Here is a 3284-nt window from a genome sequence, read left to right as displayed (position 1 = left end):
GTCGCTGAACATATCGAAGCTCGCGCAGGCGGGTGACAAGAGGACCGAGTCGCCGGGTAAAGCGAGACGGTCCGCGAGGCGGACGGCCTCGTCCATGCTCGCTGCCCGTTCTAATGGAGCGCAATCCTGCAGCGCATCCTCGAGGAGCGGCGCATCGCGGCCGATCAGGATCACTGCTCGCGCACACCGGCTGACGACCGGAGCCAGGGATGAAAAGTCTGCGCCCTTGCCGTCGCCGCCGGCGATGAGCACGGCCCGGCCTTGTGTTGGCGATGACGCTGATCCAGCGTCATCGATGATGCCGGCAAGCGCGGCGATGGTTGCACCTGGATTGGTGCCCTTGGAGTCGTTGATCCAGCGCACACCGCGTCGCTCGGAAACCAGCTCGCTGCGATGCGGCAGCCCCGGAAACTCGCGCAATACCTCGCAACTGGTCTCCGGGCTGACGCCTGCGGTCTCGGCGAGTGCCAACGCGGCTAGCGCGTTGGCCAGGTTGTGCCGCCCGGGTATCAAGACCTCACTTGCGGGCATGAGCGCTGTATGACCACGCGCGAGCCACAGCTGCTGGCCCACCTGGCGCAGTCCGTAGTCGACCTCTTGCACCGGCTCGCCCAGCGAAAAACCGACTTGGCTAGAGACCCCATTCGCGAGTGCCAATGCGACCGGGTCATCGCGGTTGACCAGGGCGCGCTCGGCATGCGCGAAGATGCGCGCCTTCGCAGCGCCATAAGCGGCCAAGCTCCGATAGCGGTCCAGATGGTCGCCCGAAAGATTCAGCACGGTGGCAACATACGCGCGCAGGCTAGTGACGGTCTCAAGCTGGAAGCTTGAGAGCTCGACCACATACCAGGCCGCGTCGTCGCGCAACAGATCCAAGACCGGGATGCCCAGATTGCCGCCGACGGCCGCATCCAGACCGGCATGCCGGAGCATCTGACCAGCCAGGGTTGTGACCGTGCTCTTCCCATTGGAGCCGGTGATGGCGATGATGGGCGCCTTAGCAGCACGCGCGAACAGCTCGACATCGCCAAGGATCGGGATACCTTGATCAGCTGCGGCCTGCAGGGCGGGCGTTTCGAGAGGAACGCCGGGGCTGACAACGATCGCGTCGGCTGCCGCGAGCACCGTCAGATCGAAGCCACCGACGATCACCGCAACGTCCGGAAGCTCCGACTGCAGTTGTGCCAGCGCGGGTGGCGTGGTGCGCGAGTCCAACACGGCAACCTCAGCGCCTTGCGCATGCAGCCAGCGTGCGCAGGACAAGCCTGTCTTGCCCAGCCCGACAACGGCGACCTTGCGTGCGCGATATCCAGTCATCGGATCTTCAGACTCGCTAAGCCGACCAAGACCAACACCACTGTCACGATCCAGAAGCGGACGATGACCCGTGGCTCGGGCCAGCCTTTCAGTTCGTAGTGATGGTGTAGCGGTGCCATGCGGAAGACGCGCTTGCCGGTGAGCTTGTAAGAACCCACCTGGATCATCACCGACAGCGTCTCGAGCACGAAGACACCGCCCATGATGAAGAGCACGATCTCTTGCTTCGCGACCACGGCGACGGCGCCGAGGGCTGCGCCAAGCGCAAGGGCGCCGACATCACCCATGAAGACCTGCGCCGGATAGGTGTTGAACCAGAGGAAGCCGAGGCCGGCGCCGGCCAGCGCGCCACAGAAGATGACGACCTCGCCAACGTTTGGGACATAGGGAATCTTCAGGTAATTGGCGATCTCGATGTTGCCGGCCGCGTAGACCATGATGCCAAGACCGCTCGCGACCATCACCGAGGGCAGCACGGCCAAACCGTCGAGACCATCGGTCAGATTGACGGCATTGCTAGAGCCGACGATGACGAAATAGGCAAAGATCACGAATAGCGGACCGAGCTGGAAGCTGACCTCCTTGAGGTAGGGCACCAGCAGTGCCGTCTCGCCGGCCGTGGTTGCGCTCAGGTACAGGTAGAGCGCCGCGGCCATGCCGGCGACGGTCTGCCAGAAGTACTTCCAGCGCGCAGGCAGGCCTTTGGGGTCGCGCAGCACCAGCTTGCGGTAGTCATCCAACAGGCCGATCGCGCCGAAGGCCAACGTGGTCAGGAGCACAACCCAGACGAAGCGATTGTGCAGGTCGGCCCAGAGCAGGGTACTGACCGCGATCGCGACCAGGATCAAGGTGCCGCCCATGGTGGGCGTGCCGGCCTTGGAGAAATGGCTTTCCGGGCCGTCGCTGCGGACGGTTTGCCCGACTTTGTAGGCACTCAGCCACCGGATCAGCGGCCGACCGATCAGCAACGAGATGGCCAGCGCGGTCAGTACGCCAAGGATGGTCCTCAGCGTCAGATAGCGGAAGACCGTGAATCCACTCTGGTATTGGCTGAGCCAGTCGGTCAGGAGCAGCAGCATCTTTAGCGTGCCTCCGTTGCCGCGCAGAGCGCGTCGGCGACGCGGTCCATGGCTGCCATCCTTGAGCCTTTGACCAGCAGGATATCAGCGCCGCCGGTCTCGGCGAGCAGCGTGTCAATCAAGGCCTGCTGATCGCCAAAGTGCCGAGCGCCCTCGCCGAAGCCATCGACGGCATGATGACTGAGCTCGCCGACCGCGTAGACAGCGCTTACGCCTGCGGCACGAGCACCGACACCCATCTCGCGATGGACATCGATGCTGTCCGGTCCAATCTCGCCGAAGTCGCCGAGCACCAACAGGTGACGCCCGCCCGACGGCAACGGCAGCGCGGTGAGGACGTCGACCGCGGCCGCGAGCGAGTCCGGATTCGCGTTGTAGCTGTCGTCGAGGAGCTTGGCGCCGGTGCTGCTGAGTCGCGGCTGCAGACGACGTTTGACAGGGATTAGCTGTTCGAGTCCGCTGCGGATCAACGCTGGATCGACACCCAGGGCGGTGCTGCCGGCAATCGCAGCGAGCGCGTTGCGCACGTTGTGTAAGCCCGCCAACGGCAGTGCAATCTCCAGCGGTTGGCCGTTGATGAGTGCCGTAAAGCGGGTTCGGAAGCCGGCGTCATCCCAGGTTTGGGTGATCGCGTTCTCGTCCGCGCGTATCTGCGCATTCGGACCTGTGCCAAAGGTCAGCAGCGGGCGGCCATCGGCGAGCCTCCGCCATAACGGTGTCCAAGGCACATCGGCCATGACGACAAAGGTGCCATCGGTCGGCAGACCGCGGGCGATCTCGCCCTTGGCATGCGCCACGCCCTCGACACTACCAAAGCCTTCGAGGTGGGCGCGGCCGGCATTGGTGATCAGTGCAACATCGGGACGCGCAATATCGGTCATATAGCCG

The 3284-nt window shown here is 64.3% G+C and carries 3 protein-coding genes; all 3 read right to left on the bottom strand.

Going from position 1 to position 3284, the window contains the following annotated elements; translation table 11 throughout:
* The coding region (murD, locus tag ACY693_RS17005) for a UDP-N-acetylmuramoyl-L-alanine--D-glutamate ligase (RefSeq protein WP_462322997.1) at positions 1 to 1317 on the bottom strand (1317 nt) is incomplete at its 3' end.
* A complete protein-coding gene (mraY, locus tag ACY693_RS17000; protein WP_462322996.1) occupies positions 1314 to 2396 on the bottom strand; it encodes a phospho-N-acetylmuramoyl-pentapeptide-transferase in 1083 nt (360 codons plus the stop codon). The genes murD and mraY, both read right to left, overlap by 4 nt.
* Positions 2397 to 2398: 2 nt before the next feature.
* Positions 2399 to 3284 (bottom strand): UDP-N-acetylmuramoyl-tripeptide--D-alanyl-D-alanine ligase (locus tag ACY693_RS16995; protein WP_462322995.1); only part of this gene is annotated, 886 nt, incomplete at its 5' end.

It is taken from the genome of Halochromatium sp., from assembly GCF_054919635.1.
Note: the sequence above shows the minus strand (reverse complement) of the source record. Positions and strands in the feature narration are given on the sequence as shown.

What these genes read in the sequence shown, in the direction of transcription:
- mraY (WP_462322996.1), bottom strand. Translation starts at nt 2,396, where the DNA reads ATGCTGCTGCTCCTGACCGACTGGCTCAGCCAATACCAGAGTGGATTC.